Annotated in this window: 18 protein-coding genes; 15 read left to right on the top strand and 3 right to left on the bottom strand. The window is 72.2% G+C overall.

Translation table 11 applies throughout. The features are described 5' to 3' along the window. The first annotated feature begins 45 nt into the window (after window positions 1–45). Both AB0K35_RS00345 and AB0K35_RS00340 read left to right on the top strand, forming a co-directional pair. Window positions 46–909, top strand: coding sequence for an alpha/beta hydrolase (locus AB0K35_RS00345; protein WP_363882431.1), 864 nt, complete (start codon window positions 46–48; stop codon window positions 907–909). Between the two features lie 9 nt (window positions 910–918). Then, entirely contained in the window at window positions 919–2,469 is a 1,551-nt protein-coding gene (locus AB0K35_RS00340; protein ID WP_363882429.1) for a hypothetical protein, read from the top strand. Window positions 2,470–2,615: 146 nt separating this feature from the next. Here AB0K35_RS00340 and argJ read toward each other — a convergent pair whose 3' ends face one another. Next, window positions 2,616–3,764, bottom strand: coding sequence for a bifunctional glutamate N-acetyltransferase/amino-acid acetyltransferase ArgJ (gene argJ / locus AB0K35_RS00335; protein ID WP_363882427.1), 1,149 nt, complete (start codon window positions 3,762–3,764; stop codon window positions 2,616–2,618). A 437-nt stretch (window positions 3,765–4,201) separates the two neighbouring features. On the opposite strand from argJ, the gene AB0K35_RS00330 reads away from it, so the two are divergent. From AB0K35_RS00330 to AB0K35_RS00275, 12 genes are all read left to right on the top strand, one after another. Then, the gene (locus tag AB0K35_RS00330) at window positions 4,202–5,185 is read left to right on the top strand and encodes a zinc-binding alcohol dehydrogenase (RefSeq protein WP_363882425.1); all 984 of its coding nucleotides are present in this window, start codon (window positions 4,202–4,204) and stop codon (window positions 5,183–5,185) included. A gap of 2 nt (window positions 5,186–5,187) precedes the next feature. Then, entirely contained in the window at window positions 5,188–5,586 is a 399-nt protein-coding gene (locus tag AB0K35_RS00325) for a 6-carboxytetrahydropterin synthase (RefSeq protein WP_238669195.1), read from the top strand. Then, a complete protein-coding gene (locus tag AB0K35_RS00320) occupies window positions 5,583–6,629 on the top strand; it encodes a glycosyltransferase family 4 protein (protein ID WP_363882423.1) in 1,047 nt (348 codons plus the stop codon). The genes AB0K35_RS00325 and AB0K35_RS00320 overlap by 4 nt, the downstream gene beginning before the upstream one ends. Then, window positions 6,626–7,444, top strand: a complete 819-nt coding sequence (locus AB0K35_RS00315; protein ID WP_363882420.1) for a class I SAM-dependent methyltransferase — start codon at window positions 6,626–6,628, stop codon at window positions 7,442–7,444. Before AB0K35_RS00320 ends, AB0K35_RS00315 begins: the two co-directional genes overlap by 4 nt. 66 nt (window positions 7,445–7,510) lie before the next feature. Then, complete coding sequence (locus AB0K35_RS00310) at window positions 7,511–8,449, top strand: lysylphosphatidylglycerol synthase transmembrane domain-containing protein (protein ID WP_238669137.1); 939 nt, start codon at window positions 7,511–7,513, stop codon at window positions 8,447–8,449. 58 nt (window positions 8,450–8,507) lie between these two features. Further along, window positions 8,508–9,209 (top strand): GTP cyclohydrolase II, encoded by a 702-nt coding sequence (gene ribA / locus AB0K35_RS00305; protein ID WP_238669138.1) that lies wholly within the window; start codon window positions 8,508–8,510, stop codon window positions 9,207–9,209. Beyond that, a complete protein-coding gene (locus tag AB0K35_RS00300; protein WP_238669139.1) occupies window positions 9,206–9,931 on the top strand; it encodes a dihydrofolate reductase family protein in 726 nt (241 codons plus the stop codon). The genes ribA and AB0K35_RS00300 overlap by 4 nt, the downstream gene beginning before the upstream one ends. Window positions 9,932–10,050: 119 nt before the next feature. Then, window positions 10,051–10,602: a DinB family protein gene (locus AB0K35_RS00295; protein WP_238669140.1), complete on the top strand. Its 552-nt coding sequence runs from the start codon at window positions 10,051–10,053 to the stop codon at window positions 10,600–10,602. Window positions 10,603–10,644: 42 nt separating this feature from the next. Continuing rightward, window positions 10,645–11,457, top strand: a complete 813-nt coding sequence (locus AB0K35_RS00290) for a TetR/AcrR family transcriptional regulator (protein WP_238669141.1) — start codon at window positions 10,645–10,647, stop codon at window positions 11,455–11,457. Between the two features lie 10 nt (window positions 11,458–11,467). After that, on the top strand, window positions 11,468–11,926 hold the full coding sequence (locus AB0K35_RS00285) for a GNAT family N-acetyltransferase (protein ID WP_238669142.1): 459 nt from the start codon (window positions 11,468–11,470) through the stop codon (window positions 11,924–11,926). 102 nt (window positions 11,927–12,028) lie between these two features. Then, complete coding sequence (locus tag AB0K35_RS00280) at window positions 12,029–14,719, top strand: Hsp70 family protein (protein WP_363882414.1); 2,691 nt, start codon at window positions 12,029–12,031, stop codon at window positions 14,717–14,719. 37 nt (window positions 14,720–14,756) lie between these two features. Beyond that, entirely contained in the window at window positions 14,757–15,329 is a 573-nt protein-coding gene (locus AB0K35_RS00275) for a nucleosidase (RefSeq protein ID WP_238669144.1), read from the top strand. A 10-nt stretch (window positions 15,330–15,339) separates the two neighbouring features. On the opposite strand, the gene AB0K35_RS00270 is transcribed toward AB0K35_RS00275, so the two are convergent. After that, complete coding sequence (locus AB0K35_RS00270; protein ID WP_363882411.1) at window positions 15,340–16,524, bottom strand: low temperature requirement protein A; 1,185 nt, start codon at window positions 16,522–16,524, stop codon at window positions 15,340–15,342. Between the two features lie 144 nt (window positions 16,525–16,668). Continuing rightward, entirely contained in the window at window positions 16,669–17,850 is a 1,182-nt protein-coding gene (locus AB0K35_RS00265) for a low temperature requirement protein A (RefSeq protein ID WP_363882408.1), read from the bottom strand. 172 nt (window positions 17,851–18,022) lie between these two features. Here AB0K35_RS00265 and AB0K35_RS00260 point away from each other — a divergent pair, with 172 nt between their 5' ends. After that, a complete protein-coding gene (locus AB0K35_RS00260; RefSeq protein WP_238669147.1) occupies window positions 18,023–18,886 on the top strand; it encodes a S1 family peptidase in 864 nt (287 codons plus the stop codon). Window positions 18,887–18,952: the final 66 nt, after the last annotated feature.

Below are 18,952 nucleotides of genomic sequence, written 5' to 3'. Positions count from 1 at the left end.
TTCCGTGAGCGGGTACGCCGGGACCGTCGGTGCGAAGATGGCCTGATGATCGATGCGGCATCCCGAGGCTCGACCGACCGGACCGAGCACCGCGACATCGTCGTCAACGAGGTCCCGGGCTTCCGCCCGCTGACGTTGGACCTTGCCGTGCCGGTGGCGGCGCCCCAACCGGCCCCGGTCCTGGTGTGGATCCACGGGGGCGCCTGGCTGTTCGGCTCGCCCAAACACCCGGCGGACTGGCTGATGGAGGTGGACCCGTTCACCGCCGCCATCAGTGCCGGGTTCGCTGTCGCCTCCGCCCAGTACCGGCTCAGCGGCGAGGCGCACTTCCCGGCCCAACTCGACGACGTCAAGGCGGCGGTGCGCTGGCTGCGCCGACACGGCGACACGGTGGGCGTGGACCGCGAGCGGATCGGGGTGTGGGGTGAGTCGGCTGGTGGACACCTGGCCTCGATGCTCGCGCTGACCTGCGACGACCAGGACGACAGCCGCGTCGAGGCGGCGGTCTGCTGGTACGCGCCGTCGAACCTGTTGACCATGCAGTCGCAGGCACACCCGGCCGGAACGATCGACCACGACGCCGCCGACTCGCCGGAGTCGCTGCTGATCGGCGCCCCGTTGGCGGACAACCCGGGCCTGGGCCGGGCGGCCAGCCCGATCACCCACGTCACCGACCAGGCCCCACCCATGCTGCTGATCCACGGCGACCAGGACCTGGTCGTACCGGTGGGGCAGAGCGAGGAGCTGGCCGCGGCGTTGACCGCGGCGGGCGCCGATGTCGAGTTGTCGGTGGTGCGGGGGGCCGACCACTGCTTCGCCGGAGTGCCGGTGGAGCCGCTGATCCGCGACACCCTGGCGTTCTTCACCCGGGTCCTCGCCCCCGACACCGGGGCGCTGCCGCCTCACTAGGGTGACCCGGTGACCGCCTACGACGTCGCCGCCCAACTGCCCGACATCGACCTGCTGCGGCAGCGCTGCAAGGCGTTGGCTGTGCTCGAGCGCATCATCGACGGCGGTGAGCCCTACTACGCCTACACCTCGAACTGGGGCGGGGACGAGGCGGCGTCGATGAGCAACGGCAGCGGCGACGAGTGGGCCGTCGTGTTCACCGCCGACGGTGCCTTCATCCGACTCTTCGACCACGAGTCGGCGATGTCGCCGTACCGCCACCCGGACCACGAGCTGTGGCCGGGCCTGGTCGACGGTGTTCCGGAGGTCCTGCGTCCACACGTGACGGAACCCGCCTTCTGCGACGAGGACGGGCAACTCGTCGCGACGACGGTGCTGTGGCGGCTGGCGGAGGACGATCGCTGGCACGCCGGTGACGGCATCGCCTTCCCACCACCAAGGCCGTACGACGACAACGGCCCGGACGGGTCAGGGCTGCTCGACATCCTGCTCGACGACATCGTCGACCGCTTCGTCGAGTTCGCCGTCGACTACTACGAGATGACGGTGGACCGGGCGGCGGTCGAGCACATCGTTGCCCATCGACCGCTCACCGACACCGTGACAAGGGCAGTGAATCCGCAGCTCAGCGTCGCCGACCTGCGGGTGGACCTCACCGAGATCGGCTACCCGATCGCCGTGGGCGACGCCGCGACGGTAGAGATCCGACCTGATGGCGCGTTCTCCGTGAACAGCGTGGGGCTGGACGGCGCGCCCTTCCCGTTGAGCTTCAACGTTTGCGAGAAGGGCGGCTCCTGGATGGTGACCGCGACCGCGGCGCAGGCCGCCGAGCTGGCTGATGTGCTCATGTTCGCCGGCAACGACACCATCATGGTCGTCGGCCTGGATACCAACAGCTTCCTGGACGAGGACTATCAGCAGTGGCGGCCGTCGCGGATCGCTGCGGAGCAGGGCGTCAGCTTCGAGGTGCACCAGGTCGGTGCGCTGACGGCCGGGGTCGTCGGCCTCAGCGAAGAGGCCCTGCTGATCGGCCGGGAGCAGCTGCCCCGGTTCCTGGCCGGCTGGTACCCCTACGAGCTGACACTCGTCGACGTGCCGGGTACGCCTTCCGCCGCGCGGGTCGACGAGATGATCGTGGTCATCGGAACGGCCACGTACGACAAGCCGGTCCTACCCGCGCTGGCAGGTTCACGCCTGCTGTTCTCCGGGCACGACGACTGCTACGTGGTTGTCGAGACGACGGACCGCGCGGTGCCCGCGGCGGTCCTCGGTCGGCTCCTGGCCCTGTTGGTCGGCTCGGCGCTCGTCGACACCACAGTGGTGGCGGTGACGACGCCTGACGTCGAGACCGTGCAGCGGCTGATCGAGCAGAGCCGGCACTGGGTCGGCGAGTTGGGCGCCGCGACACCGGGCTCGGTGACTGTCGATCTGCACGCCACGTCCGAATCGTGGCGGCTCGGCCAGCCGGTCCCGAAGCAGGTCGACCGCCGGATGGTCTACGACGTCGCGAGCAGGGCCTGGCGGTCGACCGAGGTGGTCGCGCCGCTCCCGAATCGGTGACGTCGACAGTCGTGGTCGTGGGGTGACGTGCCGCGAGGGCCGGACCGGTTCCCCTCCGGTTCCGGCTGGCATCCCGCTGACCCGCACGGCTCGGCTCCGAACGTCCGGGCGGTACCTCGGGGGGTACCGCCCGGATGCATCGGCGCTCAGGTGGTGTAGTCAGCGTTGATCCGGATGTATCCGTCAGTGAGGTCGCACCCGTACACGGTGAAAGCGTCGGCGCCGATCCCCAGGTCCACCTCGATCACCACGTCCTCGCCTTCGAGGTGGCGCCGCAGCCGAACCAGGGTCTCCTCAGTGGCCGGTGTCGGATAGACCTCGATACCGCCGAAGCCGATCCGTACCCGTTGCTGGTCGATGTCCTCGTCGTCCTCGCACTTGCCGACCGCCATGGCCACCCGGCCCCAGTTCGGGTCCGCGCCGTGCACTGCCGTCTTCACCAGCGGTGAGTTGACGATGGCCTTGCCGACCCGCTTGGCCTGCTGGCCGTCCCGGGCGCCGCTGACCCGTACCTCGATGAGTTTGCTGGCGCCCTCCCCGTCGCGGGCGACCATCCGCACCAGATCCAGTGCGACCGTGTACAACGCCTGCTCGAAGTCGTCCAGATCCACCGGCCCGGCCAGGCCGTTGGCGAAGACGGCCGCTGTGTCGCTGGTGGAGGTGTCGGTGTCAATGCTGACCGCGTTGAAGGTGCGAGCGATAACCGACCGGAACACCCGGTCCAGGTCGACCGGCTCGATGCGGGCGTCCGTACAGAAGAACGTCAACAGGGTGGCCATGTTCGGTTCGATCATGCCGACGCCCTTCGCGACACCGACGATGCTCGCCGCTCCGCAGCTGGCCCGTACCACCTTGGGCGTGGTGTCGGTGGTCATGATCGCCCGTGCGACCCGGTCGAAATCGGCAGGCGGAAAGGGCCACCGAAGCTCGGCCAGGCGCTGTCGCACCCTCAGCATCGGATACTGCTTCCCGATCACCCCGGTCGACGCGATGAGCAGCTCCTCGTCGTCCAGCCCGGCGGCGCGAGCCACTGTGGACCGCACCTCGCGGGCGTTCTCCAGCCCTTCCTTGCCGGTGGCCACGTTCGCGTTGCGGGAGAGCACCACGACGCCGCGGGCGGAGGACGTCGACGCCGCCGAACGGCTGAGCACGACGCTGGGGCCGGCGAACCGGGAGCGGGTGAACACCGCGGCGCTGACCGCGGGCACCTCGGAGACCAGGGCGGTGAAGTCGTCCTCGTCCTCCTTGAGCCCGGCGTTCGCGACCACCGCGCGGAACCCCTGCGGAACGATCATGTCCTGCTCCATCCTTCTCGTCTCGGCCCGGTTCTGGCCCGCGAATTCCGCAGCGGGCGACGTCAAGGCTCACACCAGCCCGGACACCCGTGACCTGCCGGTCACCACACCGGAGCACCGGGGGAGCGGACCTCCGGACGTCGGCGCGGCGCACACCCGAAACCCGCCGATGGGCAGCCGCAGCGGCCCGCCCTTCGTGACCCAACGTATCAATGAGGTAGCTATCCGACGGACGCCCGCCCGGAGCGTCCCACGGCGGTCCGCCGCACCGTGGCCAGACCGGACGACCTCGGAGCGAGGCAGGCCGGAATGGCGGTCCTGCCGGGCGAGCTTCGAACTGTGCGCACCGAACTTCCGTGTTTATGATCGACAACCCCCGACCGGGGATCCGACCTGGCCGATCGATTCGGCCCGGAGCAGAGCTGAGGTGCGCGACGGTGATCCGCGAGGCGTACGCCTGCTGGGTGCGCGAACCCGGGGTGGCCGAGATCCGGCCGGTGTCGCTGACCGCCCCTGGCCCCGACGAGGTGCTGGTTCGGACCCGTTACTCAGGGGTCAGCCGGGGCACCGAGACGCTGGTCTTCGCCGGCCGGGTGCCCGCCGACCAGTACGCCACCATGCGCGCGCCGTTTCAGGAGGGCGAGTTCCCCGGCCCGGTGAAGTACGGCTACCTGAGCGTCGGCGTGGTCGAGCAGGGCCCGCCGGAGCTGCTCGGACGGACGGTGTTCTGTCTGCACCCGCACCAGAGCGCCTACGTCGTGCCGGTGAGTGCCGTGGTGCCGGTGCCGGAGGGGGTGCCGGCCGCCCGAGCGGTGCTCGCCGGCACCGTGGAGACCGCCGTCAACGCGCTCTGGGACGCGGCGCCGCTGGTCGGCGACCGGGTCACGGTGATCGGCGCGGGCATGGTGGGCTGCTGCGTCGCGGCGCTTCTGGCCCGGTTCCCCGGCGTGCACGTCGAGCTGGTCGACACCGACGCGCGCAGGGCCGGCGTCGCCGGGGCCCTCGGCGTCGACTTCGCCAACCCGGCCGAAGCCCGTGGCGACCGGGACCTGGTCGTGCACGCCAGCGCCACCGCCGCCGGCCTGCAACAGTCGCTGGACCTGCTCGCCCCGGAGGGCACCGTCATCGAGCTGAGCTGGTACGGCGACCGCCCGGTGCAGGTGTCACTGGGCGGCGCGTTCCACTCCGGTCGACTCAGCGTGCGCAGCAGCCAGGTCGGCATGGTGGCACCCGCCCGACGGGGACGGCGCAGTTACACCGACCGACTGGCGCTCGCCCTGGACCTGCTCGACGACCCGGCCTTCGACGCGTTGATCACCGGCGCGTCGCGCTTCGCGGAGCTGCCCGACGTGCTCGACAGACTGACCTCGGGCGACCTGCCCGCGCTCTGCCACCTCATCACCTACGAAGACGGAGAGTGACAGTGTTCAGCGTGACAGTTCGGGACCACATGATGATCGCCCACAGTTTCCGAGGCGAGGTGTTCGGGCCCGCCCAACGGCTGCACGGCGCGACGTTCGTGGTGGACGCGACGTTCCGCCGGCCGGACCTGGACGGCGACGGAATCGTGGTGGACATCGGCCTGGCCACCGAGCAGCTACGGGCCGTGCTGAGCGAGCTGACGTACCGCAACCTCGACGACGAGGCGGCCTTCGCCGGGGTGAACACCACCACCGAGGTGCTGGCCCGTACTGTCGCGGACCGGCTGGTCGAGCGGGTGCACGCCGGTGAGCTGGGCGCGGGGGCGCGCGACCTGAGCGGCATCACTGTCACCCTGCACGAGTCGCACATCGCCTGGGCGAGCTACGAGCGGTCGTTGTGACCGATGCGGGCCGGGCGGTGCACGTCGTCCTGCCCGGTGACATCGACGACCCGGCCACGCCCAGCGGCGGCAACGCCTACGACCGGCGGATCTGCGCGGGGCTGGGCGAGCGCGGGTGGTCGGTGCACGAGCATCAGGTGCCCGGCGCGTGGCCGCACCCCGACCCGGCCGACATGGCGACGTTGGGCGGGGTGCTCGCCGCCGCCCCCGACGACGCCGTGGTGCTGATCGACGGCCTGGTCGCCTCGGCCGTACCGGACCTGCTCGCCCCGCACGCCAGTCGGCTGCGCCTGGTGATCCTGGTGCACCTGCCGCTCGACGACGAGCCGGAGGCCCGCGCCCTGGCCACCGCCCGCGCCGTCGTCACCACTAGCGTTTGGACATGCCGAGCCCTGCTGGCCCGCCACCCGGCCCTCGCCGGCCGGGTCCGGGCCGTGCCGCCCGGGGTGCGGCCCGCGCCGCCAGCGGCCGGCTCGGTGGCCGGCGACCGGTTGCTCTGCGTCGCGGCTGTCACCCACCACAAGGGGTACGACGTGCTGGTCGACGCGATGGCCACGCTGGTCGGCCGGCAGTGGACGATGGTCTGTGCGGGCACGCTGGCCCGGGAACCGGACCTTGTGCACCGGCTGCGCGACCGGTTGACCGGGGCGGGCCTCACCGAGCGGGTGCGGCTGGTCGGCCCGCTGACCGGCGCCGCGTTGGACGACGCGTACGCCGCCGCCGACCTGCTGGTGCTGCCGTCGAGAGGCGAGACGTACGGCATGGTCGTCACCGAGGCGCTGGCCCGCGGCCTGCCGGTGTTGACCACCGCCGTGGGCGGGCTGCCGGAGGCGCTGGGTCACGCGCCCGGCGGTGAGCGCCCGGGACTGCTGGTCCCACCCGGTGACCCGGCGGCGCTGGCCGCCGCGCTGATCCGCTGGCTGGACGACGACGCGCTGCGCGCCCGGCTGCGGCGTGCCGCTCTCGCCCGGCGCGACACCCTGACCGACTGGCCGGTGACCACCGCGTTGCTGGCCGGCGTGCTGAAGGAGGTGGCGGAATGACCGCCGAGGAGACCCTGCCGTTCGCCGACTGGCTGCGGTTGCGTGAGCCGGCCGACGCGGCGGCACGCGCCGAGGACCTGCTCGATGCCGTCCGGGCCCGGCTGACCGGTGACGGCCCGACGGTGATCCACGACCTGGGCAGCGGCACCGGGTCGATGAGTCGTTGGCTGGCCGCCCGGCTACCCGGACCACAGCACTGGGTGCTGCACGACCGGGACCCCGACCTGCTGGCCCGTGCCGCCGAGGGCATGAGGGGGGTGACCGCCGCCGACGGCGCCCCGGTCACCGTCCACACCCGCTGCGGCGACCTCACCCGGCTGACCGCCGCCGATTTCGCCGACGGTTCCCTGGTCACCGCGTCCGCGCTGCTGGACATGCTCACCGTGGAGGAGATCGAACGGGTGGCGGACGCCTGCGTCGGCCGACCCGCCCTGTTCGCCATCTCGGTGACCGGGCGGGTCCGGTTCACCCCGGCCGACCCGCTCGACGAGGCGGTCGAGGCCGCGTTCAACGACCACCAGCGGCGTACCGTCGAGGGCCGACGGCTGCTGGGCCCGGATGCCGTCGCCGCCACCGCCGCCGCGTTCGCCCGGCGCGGCGTCGACGTGCGGGAACGGCCCAGCCCGTGGCGTCTCGGCCCGGAGCAGGCCGACCTGACCGTCGAATGGTTTCGAGGGTGGCTCGCGGCGGCCTGCGAGCAGCGCCCCGACCTGGCCGATCCCGCCCAGGCGTACGCCCGCCGTCGGTTGGATGACGCGGCGGCCGGACGACTCACAGTGCTTGTCGAACACACTGACCTCCTCGCCGGTGGATGAACCGTTCACGCCCTGGGTACGTGCACTAGGGCAAGTGGACGATCTTCAAAGGGGAGGCCGGCGCCGATGTTCTGGGCCTGGGCACGAGTGGTCGGCGGGGTGGGTCTGCTCGCCGTCCTGCTGTGGCAGGTGGGCAGCGGCCCGTTCCTCGCCGGAGTGCGACTGATCGACGCGCCGGCGTTGGCCGCGGCGCTGGTCATCGGGGTGCTCACCACCGTCTGCGCGGCGTGGCGGTGGAGCCTGGTCGCCGGCGGCCTCGGCGTACGCCTGCCACTGGCGACGGCTGTGGCGCACTGCTACCGGGCCGTGTTCCTCAACGCCACACTGCCTGGCGGGATGCTCGGCGACGTGCACCGGGCGGTACGCCACGGCCGCGACGCCGGTGACGTGAGCCGGGGCATCCGCGCTGTGGTCTGGGAGCGTGCCGCCGGGCAGGTGGTCCTGGTCGGGGTCGCGCTGGTGGTGCTCGCCGCCTTCCCGTCCCCGGTGCGGCGGTACCTGCCGGTCGCCGCCGCGCTGCTCGTCGCCGGCGGGTTGGTCGTCGTGCTGGTGGCCAGGGTCCTTCCCAACGGTGGCGGGTCGCGTTGGGCGACGGCGCTGCGTACCGCCGTGGCGGACGTGCGGTCGGGGCTGCTGGCGCGGCGCACCTGGTTCGGTGTGCTGGTCGCCTCGGCCGTGATGGTCGCCGGTCACCTGGCCACCTTCCTGGTGGCGGCGCGCACCGCCGGATCGGACGCCCCGCTGTCCCGACTGCTGCCGTTGACGCTGCTCGCACTGCTCGCCATGGGCCTGCCGCTGAACGTGGCCGGCTTCGGTCCTCGCGAGGGGGTGGCAGCATGGGTGTTCGGTGCAGCCGGTCTCAGCGCGGCCGAGGGCGTCGCCACCGCCACCGTCTACGGTGCACTGGTGCTGGTGGCCAGCCTGCCCGGGGCCGCCGTGCTGCTGGCCCGGCGGCGTCGAACTCCGGTCGCCGCCCGGGAAGCCGCCTCCGGCGGCGGATGTTGAGTCGGTTGTGAGACGGTACGCGTCGCCGGACGACGGTGACGCCGGACGAAGGAGTCCCATGCCCGAAGCATTGCCGGTTGCCACGATCCGCACGCAGGTCACGGTGCCGCTGGCGTTTCCGGATGGCTACACCACCACCGCCCGGGTGTTCACCTTCAAGGGCCTGGTGGACGGTCGGGAGCACCTGGCCCTCGGCCTCGGCGACTGGGCGGGCGCCCTGGACCGGCTGGCCGCCGGGGGAGCAGCCCCGCTGGTCCGTCCGCACAGCGAGTGCCTGACCGGCGACGTGTTCGGCAGCCAACGCTGCGACTGCGGGCCGCAACTGCGCGAGGCGGTGCAGCGGATCGCCGAGACCGGCGGTTTCCTGCTCTACCTCCGGCAGGAGGGCCGTGGCATCGGCCTGTACGCCAAACTCGACGCGTACGCGTTGCAGGACGCCGGGTTGGACACCTACCAGGCCAACGTCGCGCTGGGCCGGGGCGAGGACGAGCGGGACTACACGGCCGCCGCGCAGATGCTGGCCACGTTGGGCGTGCCGCGGGTCCGACTGCTGAGCAGCAACCCGGACAAGGCCGAGCAGTTGACCCGGCTGGGCGTGGACGTTGTCGAACGGGTGCTCACCAGCGTCTTCCTCTCGCCGGCCAACGCCGACTACCTGGCTGCCAAGGCGGCCAAGGCGGCGGAGGTCGAGGCGGCCGAGGCGGTCGAGGCGGCGGATGTGCTCGCGGGTCGTGCTCCTGAGCGGCCCGTCTCCCGATGAGTTGGCGGCCGGGGCCGGCGCGGCCGTACGTGCTGCTGAGTTGTGCCGCCTCCATCGACGGGTACATCGACGACGCCTCCGAGCAGCGGTTACTGCTGTCCAACGAGGAGGACCTGGACCGCGTCGACGCGGTCCGGGCCAGCTGCGATGCCATCCTGGTCGGCGCCGGCACCGTCCGACGAGACGACCCTCGGCTGCTGGTGCGCTCCCCGAGTCGACGGGCCGAGCGGGTGGCGGCCGGTCGGCCGGCCTCGCCCACCAAGGTCACCCTGACCGCCCAGGGTGACCTCGATTCGACCGCCCGCTTCTTCACCGCCGGTGATTCGGCCCGGCTCGTGTACTGCGCCACGGGCGCGCTGGAGAAGACCGAGGAGCGGGTCGGCCGACTGGCCACAGTGATCGACGCGGGTGAGCCCGTCGACCCGGGGTGGATGCTGACCGACCTGGCCGCGCGGGGTGTTCAGCGGTTGATGGTGGAGGGCGGCGGGACGGTGCACGCGCAGTTCCTCGCCGCCGGTCTCGCCGACGAACTGCACCTGGTGGTCGCCCCGTTCTTCGTCGGCGACGGCCGGGCGCCCCGGTTCGTCGGCGAGGGTCGCTTCCCCTGGCACCCGGGCCGCCGCGCCCGCCTGGCCGAGGCCCGCCAGATCGGTGACGTGGTCCTGCTCCGTTACGCCCTCTCCGCCCGCTGCCCGGCCGACCCTGCCCGCCCTATCGGTTGATCAGGGGTTTGGCGGGTGATTCGATTTCCGCGGAACCCGCCAACCCGGGATCACCCCGACCGCTGGGTGGGTGGGGTTATTTCGTGGACGGCAGTGCCGTGCCCCGACAGAATCTCCGGATGTCCGTAGCGCCCCTGGCCATCCTGCGCTCGCAGTTCGACCTGACGTGGTCGCTGTTCGAGTACCACCTTGAGCGACTCGATGCCGCTGACTTCCTCTGGGAGCCGGCCGACCACTGCTGGTCGGTGCGGCAGAGCACCGACGGCACGTGGACCCCGGACTGGGCCGACACCGAACCCGACCCGGTCCCGGTGCCGACGATCGGCTGGCTCACCTGGCACGTCGGCTGGTGGTGGACAGTGGCGATGGACCATCTCCGGGGTGGACCAGTCCGGCAGCGCACGGCCGTTGTCTGGCCCGGCCCGGGCGAGCCGAGTGTCGTCTGGCTGCGGGGCCTGCGCACCGAGTGGCTGGGTCTGCTCGATCAGCTCGGTGACAGCGACCTCGACCGCATCGCGACGTTCCCCTGGCCGGACGGGACCGACCACACGGTCACGCACACGGTCGGTTGGGTCAACTCGGAGCTGATGAAGAACGTCGCGGAGATCGGTCAGCTCCGGCTGCTCCGCGCCGCACGGACCGATCGGGGCGGCCCGGCTGCTCGCCCGTAGTACCTTCGTCACTGGCAGTGCCGTGACGAGGCTGGAGGCGGCGTGCTCAGTGTCCGGTGTGTCGAGTGCGAGGCGGAGCTGCCCGCCGGCGCCGGCCGGGGGCGCCCACGCCGCTACTGCTCCCGGCGCTGCCAGGCCCGCGCGTACCGCAGGCGTCGTGAGCACGGCCCCACCAGCACCCCGCGTCGATTGCCGGACCTGCCCGCGCCGACCGGCGGCGACCCGCGTCACCGGTTTGTCGCCCTCGCTGTCGAGCTGGCGGACGCCGGCGGCCTGGACGCCGTCTCCCTGCGGGTCCTCGCCCAACGCGCCGGCCTGCCCGCCCACGCCGTGTACCGGCACGTCCGGAACCGGGCCGACCTCCTCGCCGCCATGGCCGAGCAGATCACCGCGACCCGCCCGCCGGGCGCCGCGCCACTACCGCCTGATCCTCGACAACGGCTCGAACGGCTGGCCGAGGACGAGTGGGCGATGTACCGCCGCCATCCCTGGCTGCTGGCCATCCTCGCCACCGACCGACCGCCGACCGGGCCGGCGGTACTCGCCATGGTCGACCGGGTGGTCGCAGCGTTCAGCAGCGCCGGATACGACCCGGCCGAGGCGTTCCGCGCCTACCTGGCGCTCAGCGGCTACATCCAGGGCATGGCCCTGCTCATCCGGCGCGATCCCGTCGACAGCACCTACCACGCCTGGTGGTCGGCGACCCGCACCCGGCTGGAACGGACCGGTCGTACCCGCAACCGACAGTGGCTGGTCGCGGCCGGGCAGACCAGACCCGACACCGACCTGGACGCGTGGTTCCAGTTCGGCCTGCGCGGGCTGCTCGACGGCCTGTTGCGCGGCCCGTCTCGGTAGGGTTGCCGGCGTGCCGCGACTGGTGAAGGTCACGCAAGACAATGTGGATGCCGCGTGCCGGGTGAGCGTGCGGCCCGACCAGGAGAAATTCGCCTCTCCGGTCGCCTGGTCCCTCGCCGAGGCGTACGTGCAGCCCGAGATCGCGTGGCCGCGTCTGATCGTCGAGGATGACGAGATCGTCGGCTTCCTGATGGGCTTCTTCGACATCGTGTGGGATCCCGCCCACCCGGACGACAGGCGCTCGGGGCTGTGGCGGCTGAACATCGCCGCCGAGCACCAGGGTCGGGGGTATGGCCGCTTCGCGGTGCAGGCCGTCCGCGACGAGGCCCGCCAACGTGGGCACTACCGCGTCTACACGACCTGGAAGCCGGGGCCGGACGGCCCGGAGCGGTTCTACCTGAAACTCGGGTTCCAGCTGACCGGGGAGACCAGCGAGGACGAGGTGGTGGGCGTCCACTCCACCCACTGATCGGACGCCGTCGACCACCCCGGACCGAGTGATCAGCAGTGCGGCGGGGCCTGCGTACGATGCGGGGTCGAGTTCCCCTCGTCGCGGCGGAGGTATCGGGCAATGGCAGGCCAGCACGAGGGTTTCGCTCTCGGCATCGACCTCGGTACGTCCAACACGGTCGCGGTGCTGCGCTGGCCGGACGGGCGGACCCGTCCGCTGCTGATGGACGGTCAACCGCTCAGTCCGTCCGCTGTCTACGCCGACCCGGACGGCACCCTGCACACCGGCTGGGACGCGCGCCGGTTGGCGCAGGCCGACCCGGCCCGGTTCGAGGCGAACCCGAAGCGTCGGGTGGACGAGCCGACAGTGCAGCTCGGCGACCGCGCGTACCCGCCGGCCGACCTGCTCGCCGCGGTGCTGGCGACGGTCGGCCGCGCGGCGGTGGGCGCTGTGGGTTTCCTGCCGCCGGCCGTGGTGACCTGCCCGGCCGCCTGGGACGCGACGCGGCGGCAGGTCCTCGCCGACGCGCTGCTGCGGGCGGGCTGGCCGCAGGCGGCCGAGCACACCCTGGCCGGGCCGACGCCGCCGGGCACCCGGTTGCTGCGGGAGCCGGTGGCCGCCGCCCGCTACTACACGCAGGTGCTGCACCGTCCGGTGCCGGTCGGCGGGGCGATAGCGGTCTTCGACTTCGGTGGCGGGACGCTCGACGTCGCGGTGCTGCGCAACGAGGGCGCCGACCCCTGGGGGGACTCCGGCTTCAGCGTGGTCGCCGACGGTGGCCTGCCCGACCTGGGCGGCCTGGACCTCGACGCCGCGTTGGTGCGGCGGGTCGGTGAGTTGGTCGGTGAGCGGCACGCCGCGCAGTGGGCCCGGCTCACCCGGCCGGTGGATCCGGCACAGCGCCGCGACCAGGTCCGGCTCTGGGACGAGGTACGTGGTGCGAAGGAGACCCTGTCCCGGTCTGCTGTCGCCCCGGTGGCGGTGCCGGGAGTGGCCGAGACGATCCAGCTGACCCGGGCGGACGTCGAGCGGGTGGCCACACCGCTGCTGCGCCGGGCGGTGCAGCGGGCCCGGGAGGTCATCGCCGCCGCCGGGCTGCGCCCCGATCAGCTCGACGGGCTGTTCCTCGTGGGCGGGTCGTCGCGAATCCCGCTGGTGGCCCGCATGCTGCACGCCGAGCTGGGGATCGCGCCGACGGTGCTGGACCAGCCCGAGTTGCCGGTGGCCGAGGGCGCCCTGACCGACCTGCCGCTGCGCAAGCCGCTGCCCGCCCCGGCGTACGCGGGATCGCCACTCGCACCACCCGCGCCTGCTCCGGTGAGCCCGCCGGCCCCGGCCGGAGCGCCCGCGCCGGTCGTACCGTCGCAGCCCTGGCCGGGATCCACCCCGCCGGCGGGCCCGCCCCCCGGGCCGGGCCTGGCTGGCGCCACCCCGACGCCACCTGTCGGCGCGACCCGCTGGCGGAGGGCGCGCTGGGTGGTGCTCGGCGCGGTGCTGGCCCTGGCCGGGGTGGCCACCGCGGCGACGCTCTACCTGACCCGGGACCGCTACCCGGATCTGGAGTTCGCCTCGCTGCGCGAGCTGTCCCGGCTGTCGGCCGGCGCCGAACGGCCGGTCGGCATGTGGACTGCGGTGCTCGACGACCGGGCCTACCTGGCGTTTCCGCTGCCCGACGACCGGCTCGAGGTGGTGGCCGTCGACGCGGGCAACGGCCGCGAGGTGTGGCGCGAGCAGACCGACGTGCGGGCCGACGACTGGGAGGCGATCATCGCCGTCCCCGGGGCGGTGGCGGTCCTCGCCGACGCACCGGGCGACAGCACCCCCCGACCGCTGGCCGTCCTCGACGGTCGTAGCGGCGAGCAGCGCTGGCAACGCGTTCTGCGTGGCGACGACGACGTCTACTTCAGCGACGACACTGCGGTGGTGGTGGACCGGGCCGCTGACGAACTGGTCGGCCTGCGCCTGACCAACGGCTCGGCGAAGTGGAAGCAGCCCAACCCCCGCGGCCAGTACGCCGGTGGCCGTACCGTGGTCCGGCCGGTCGGCACCGACGCGGCGGCGGGCGGGCCGGCCTTCCTCGACGGCACGCCCCGCAACCCGTGGGTGAGCAAGGGGCGGCGACTGGTGCAGGTGGGTGCGGACCGGTCGGTGCGGCTGCTCGACATGGCGTCCGGCGCGGTGCTGCGCCAGTGGGGCAGCGTCGCCGACCTCGACGACCTGGTGGTCGCCCACGAGGACCGCCTGTACGTGGCCGCCAACGAGGGTGGTTACCAGCTGCTCTCGTACGACCTGGGCTCCGACGCCGAGCCGGTGGTGCTGCACCGTTCCGGCAACGACGCGTTCCGCCCGAAGGAGCTGGTCGCCTGCGGTGAGCGGCGGGCCTGCCTGTTGCAGGTGCCGGACAATGACGTCGCGCGCACCGAGGTGGTCGCGGCCACCGAGGGCGAGCGCATGATCAGGTGGTCGGCGCCGGGCGTGACCGGCCTGGTCCCGTTGGGTGAGCAGGTGCTCGCCCAGCGGGAGTTGCCGGAGCCGACCGTCACCGTCTTCGACGCCGCCGGCGAGCCGGTGCTGCGGGACCGGGGCGGGGTGGCTGTCCGTCTGGACGCCGGCAACCTGCTGGTCTTCGCCAAGGCGCCCAGCGTGGTCGCTGACAACCGGGTGCTGGCCGGGGTGTGGGCCGAGTCCGGGGAGGTCGACGAGTTGGGTGAGCTGAAGGACGTGCGCAGCTCGTCCTGCTCGTGGAACACCCACGTGATCGCCTGCGGCGCGGAGAAGGACTTCGTGCTGTACCGCTTCTCCGACGACTGACGTCAACTGCCCACCGGTCGGCTCGTACGATGCTCCGGTGAATCTTCGAGGTACGGTCCGCGCCGATCGTCCGTTGGTGGTTCTTGCCGTGGGGGAGGAGGCCCGCTACCTGCCGCCCGAGCTGCCGGTCCTGCTCACCGGCATGGGCAAGGTGAACGCCGCCAGCGCGGTGGCAGCGGTGCTGGCCGCCGGGCCGCGCCCCACCCTGCTGCTCAACCTGGGTACGGCGGGCGCGTTGCGTCCCGGCTGGGCCGGCATCCACGAGGTCGCCACAGTTCTCCAGCACGACCTGGACACCGACCTGCTGCGCACGCTCACCGGCGAGACCTACGGGGCGCCGCTGTCGCTGGCCGCCGAGGGCGCGGTGCTGGCCACCGGTGACACCTTCGTGGCCGACGACGCGGAGCGGGACCGGTTGGCGCAGCGCGCCGACCTGGTCGACATGGAGGGGTACGCGGTGGCCTGGGCCGCGGCGCAGGCCGGCGTGCCGTGCCGGCTGGTCAAGCAGGTCAGCGACGAGGCGGGGGAGGGCGCGGCCCGGACCTGGCAGGAGTCGGTGGACGCGTGCGCCCGGGACCTGGCCGACTGGGCCGGTCGATACTTCGGCTGAGCCTGGCGGGTCAGTCGTCGGGTTGCCGCAGCCGCAGGTCCGGTGTGGTCTCCCGGGCCGCTCCGGGAATCAGGATGTGCGCCGCCAACGTGAGCGCCACGACTGTGGTGACCAGCAGCGGCGGCCAACGGCCGGCCCACGGCAGCGTCAGCAGCGGCAGGGGGAGGCAGAGCATTCGCCGCCACGGCAGGAGCCTGGACACCAGCAGGGTGAACAGGGCGCGGCCGATCACGAACAGCGCCGGGCCGCCCAGGATCAGTAACAGCCACCCCACCGGCGTGGTGCCGGTCGGCCGGGTGACGACCAGGTCGAACGAGGCCGCCGTGGCGACGACCCCGGCGAGCATCACCAGATGGGTGTACGGAGCCACTCGCGCTGGCCGGCCCGACTTCGGCCCGGCTCCGGCCTCCAGCAGCTCGCCGGCGCGGAAGACGTAGACCTGCCAGAGCAGCAGCATGATGGCGAACGCGCAGAACAGCGCGCTGACCCGGAGCCCGGCCAGCGGGCCCCGGCTGACCTGCAGCGTGGGAACCAGGATGATGTCGCCGAGGGCCAGGATGATGAACTGCTGGTACCGCTCGCCCAGATGTGCTGTGGTTCGCTCGTACTGTTCGAACGGCACCCGGCCCAGCCAGGGCGTGGGGTAGCGGGCCGCCGCGGAGATCAGGTCGATCATGATGGCGATGGTCCAGAGGGCCCAGTTCACAGTGCCGGACACCGCGCCGGTGACCCAGAAGACGCCGGACACCACGAACCAGAAGAAGAACCGGGTGGCCCGGACCATGGCCAACCGATGTCGCTTCCGGTACAACGTCGTCACCAGGATGACGCCGCGGATCACGTGCGTGCCGACGTAGGAGATCGCGAAAACCATCGCGTGCCCGTCGGAGACCATCGGCAACGATGCCGCCATCCCCACCGAACCGACCATGGCGACCATCAGGATGGTCTGGATGGGGCGCTGCTGCGGGTCGTAGAACTCGGTGGTGGTGGAGGTGACCGACCAGGTCCACCAGATCGCTGTCAGCATCAGCAGGACCATCGCCGCGCCGGACCAGTTGTGGACGTTCGCGAGCAGGGTCGAGGTCAGCGCGAGCGAGGCCACGAAGACCACGTCGAAGAGCAACTCCAGCAGCGTGGCCCGCGTGGAACCGTCCGGCCGGCGTACCAGTGCCGCGGTGCCTCCGGTGGTCATGCCCGGCCTCCCGCCGTGTCTCCGAAAATTATCGGCGGCGCCGGCGCGGCCCGTCCCCGGATCGGCGATTCCCGCCGCCCGGGGAAGGCGGCTGGAGGCTCCCACGGCGAGCACCGGTCGACACGTCGGCCGAACAAGCGGGGGTCAGTCGTCGGATTGCCGCAGCCGCAGGCCGGGCGTGGTCTCCCGGGCTGCTCCGGGAAACAGGATGTGACCGGCCAACCCGAGCGCCACGATCGTGGCTACCAGCACCGGCGGCCAACCGCCGGCCCACGGCAGCACCAGCAGCGGCAGGAGCTGCCAGGCAACTCGCCGCCACGGCATGACCCACGACACCGCCAGGGTGAAGAGGACGCGGCCGACCACGAAGAGCGTCGGGCCGGCGATGATCAGGACGAGCCACGGCACCGGCGTCGTTCCGGTCGGCCTGGTGACGACCAGGTCGAAGGTGGCGGCAGTGCCGGCTACGCCGGCCAGCATGACCAGATGGGTGAACGGGGCCAGTCGCGTTGCCCGGCCCCCGTGGGACCCGGCCGCCACCAGCAACTCGCCGGCGCGGAAGACGTAGATCTGCCAGAGCAGCAGCATCGTGGCGAAGGCGCAGAGCAGGGAGACGAGCCGGAGGTGGTCGAGATGGCCCCGGCTGACCTGTAGCGTCGGCAACAGGATGATGTCGCCGAGGGCCAGGATGATGAACTGTTGGTACCGCTCGCCCAGGTGCTCGGTGGTTCGCCCGTACTGCGCTATCGGCACCCGGCCCAGCCACGGTGTGGGGTAGCGGGTCGCCCCGGCGACCAGGTCGATGGTTATGGCGATCGCCCAGAGCCCCCAGTTCGGAGTCTCTGACAGCGCGCCGAGGACCCAGAGGGCGCCGGACACCGTGAACCAGAAGAGAAACCGGGTGGCCCGTTCCCGTGCCGTCCGGTGCCCCTGCCGGTGCAGGGCGGTGACCAGGATGATGCAGCGAACCACGTGCGTGCCGACGTACGAGATCACGAAGAGCAGCAGATGCGCGATGCTGACCATCGGCAGCGATGCCGCCATCCCCACCGACCCGACCATGGCGATCATCAGGATGGCCTGGATCGGGCGTTGCTGCGGGTCGTAGAACTCGGTGGTGGTCGTGGTGACCGACCACGTCCACCAGACGGCGGTCAGCATCAGCAGCAGCTTCGCGCCGCCGGACCAGGAGAGCTCTTCGGACAGCAGTTTCGATGTCAGTGCGAGGGCTGCCACGAAGACCACGTCGAAGAGCAACTCCAGCAGTGTCGCCCGGGTCGACTGGTCCCGCCGACGTACCAGCGCCGCATTCCCTTTGGTGGTCATGCCTGGCCTCCCGCCGCGTCTCCCGAGGAATTATCGGCGGCCCTGGCACGGGTCGTCCCCGGATCGGCGATTCCCGCCGGTCGGGGAAGAGGGCGGCCGGAGGTTGCCACGACGTCGGGCACCGGGCGATGCTTTTCTGCATCCATTAATCTCGATCTCTTCGGAGGTTCGGATGCGCCGCTCCCCACTGGCCGCCCTCGTCCTGACCACCCTGCTGCTCGTCGCGCCCGGCGCGGCGCAGGCCGCCGTCCCCGACCGGGCCGCCGCGCCCGCCGCCGACCCGACGGCCACGCTGACCGGGGTACGCACCACGGGCACCGCCTGGGGTCTGGACCCCGCCACCGGCCGGATGACCCTCACCGTCGACGACACCGTGACCCCGAGCGAACTGGCCGCACTGCGGGCGGTGACCGACCGGGCCGGCGTGCTGCTGCGCCGCGAACCCGGAACGCTGCGCCCCCTGATCGCCGGGGGGCAGAGCATCTACGGCGGCGGTGGCGCGCGTTGCTCGCTCGGCGCGAACGCCCGCAGCGGCAGCACCTACTACGTGATCACCGCCGGGCACTGCACCACCGCCGCCGCCACCTGGTACGCCGACAGCGCCCAGACCACAGTGCTCGGCACCCGCACCGCCACCAGCTACCCCACCAACGACTACGGGCTGATCCGCTACACCGGCCGGATCGCCCACCCGAGCGCGGTCTACACCTACCCCGGCCTGCTGACCATCAACGGCCCCGGCAACGCGTACATCGGTCAGGCGGTGTGCCGCAGCGGCAGCACCACCGGCGTGCGCTGCGGCACCGTCACCGGCCTCAACCAGACGGTCAACTACGCCACCGGGGTGATCTACGGCCTGATCCGCACCAACATCTGCGCCGAGCCGGGGGACAGTGGCGGACCGCTCTACGTGGCCTCCACGGGCAGGATCCTCGGCATCCTCTCCGGTGGCACCGGCAACTGCACCGCCGGTGGCACCACCTACTACCAGCCGATCGCTGAGGTGCTGGCCGCGTACGGGCTGACGTTGCCCTGAGCGTAGAGGTGTGACGTACGACGGGTTGCCCGTCCCGCGCGGGACACCTAGGCTCGGCGACGCCCA

Origin of the sequence: Micromonospora sp. NPDC053740, assembly GCF_040677775.1 — a bacterium.
Taxonomy (GTDB): Bacteria; Actinomycetota; Actinomycetes; order Mycobacteriales; family Micromonosporaceae; genus Micromonospora; species Micromonospora alfalfae.
The sequence above is the reverse complement of the archived record's forward strand: the minus strand, read 5'-3'. Positions and strand labels throughout refer to the sequence as shown.

Bases quoted from the DNA above. Each gene is read 5' to 3' on its own strand.
- AB0K35_RS00345 (WP_363882431.1), top strand. From the start codon at position 46: ATGATCGATGCGGCATCCCGAGGCTCGACCGACCGGACCGAGCACCGC.
- argJ (WP_363882427.1), bottom strand. From the start codon at position 3,764: ATGATCGTTCCGCAGGGGTTCCGCGCGGTGGTCGCGAACGCCGGGCTC.
- AB0K35_RS00315 (WP_363882420.1), top strand. From the start codon at position 6,626: ATGACCGCCGAGGAGACCCTGCCGTTCGCCGACTGGCTGCGGTTGCGT.
- AB0K35_RS00310 (WP_238669137.1), top strand. From the start codon at position 7,511: ATGTTCTGGGCCTGGGCACGAGTGGTCGGCGGGGTGGGTCTGCTCGCC.
- ribA (WP_238669138.1), top strand. From the start codon at position 8,508: ATGCCCGAAGCATTGCCGGTTGCCACGATCCGCACGCAGGTCACGGTG.
- AB0K35_RS00300 (WP_238669139.1), top strand. From the start codon at position 9,206: ATGAGTTGGCGGCCGGGGCCGGCGCGGCCGTACGTGCTGCTGAGTTGT.
- AB0K35_RS00295 (WP_238669140.1), top strand. From the start codon at position 10,051: ATGTCCGTAGCGCCCCTGGCCATCCTGCGCTCGCAGTTCGACCTGACG.
- AB0K35_RS00280 (WP_363882414.1), top strand. From the start codon at position 12,029: ATGGCAGGCCAGCACGAGGGTTTCGCTCTCGGCATCGACCTCGGTACG.
- AB0K35_RS00270 (WP_363882411.1), bottom strand. From the start codon at position 16,524: ATGACCACCGGAGGCACCGCGGCACTGGTACGCCGGCCGGACGGTTCC.
- AB0K35_RS00265 (WP_363882408.1), bottom strand. From the start codon at position 17,850: ATGACCACCAAAGGGAATGCGGCGCTGGTACGTCGGCGGGACCAGTCG.
- AB0K35_RS00260 (WP_238669147.1), top strand. From the start codon at position 18,023: ATGCGCCGCTCCCCACTGGCCGCCCTCGTCCTGACCACCCTGCTGCTC.